The 517-nt window shown below is 40.8% G+C and carries 1 protein-coding gene; it reads left to right on the top strand.

The annotated features are described in order from the left end of the window. On the top strand, nucleotides 1-517 hold a 517-nt coding region (locus D8792_RS11325), incomplete at both ends, for a glycosyltransferase (protein WP_125374026.1).

Here is a 517-nt window from a genome sequence, read left to right on the forward strand (position 1 = left end):
ATGCTAGCTGCCTGTGATGGAGCGATTACTTCGACTGTCCAACTGAAAGAAGAGCTGCTCAAATATAAAGATAAGGTGTTGCTGAACAGAAATCGAGCTTCCAGTGACTTGATTGAAATCAGTTCTCACTTTATCAAAGATTATAGTCAGCAGGATTCAAAAGTTAAGATTGGCTATTTTTCAGGTTCAATCAGCCACAATGAAAATTTTGAATTGATAAAACCAGCCATCCAATCCTTGCTTGAAGTCTACAAGAATGTGGAGCTTCATATCGTCGGACATCTGGATATTCCAGAGGATATGAAGCCGTATCAACAGCAGATCGTTGTACATGACTATGTTGACTGGAAGGATTTACCTCAGCTGATTAGTAGGGTAGATATCAATTTAGCGCCGCTGGTTGATTCGGTCTTTAATCGGGCCAAGTCTGAAATCAAATGGATGGAGGCTGCCTTAGTAAAAGTTCCTACAGTTGCTAGTCACATTGGAGCCTTCTCTGATATGGTAAAAGATGGAG

The sequence above is a fragment of the Streptococcus cristatus genome, from assembly GCF_003943505.1.
GTDB classification, from domain to species: Bacteria; Bacillota; Bacilli; order Lactobacillales; family Streptococcaceae; genus Streptococcus; species Streptococcus cristatus_E.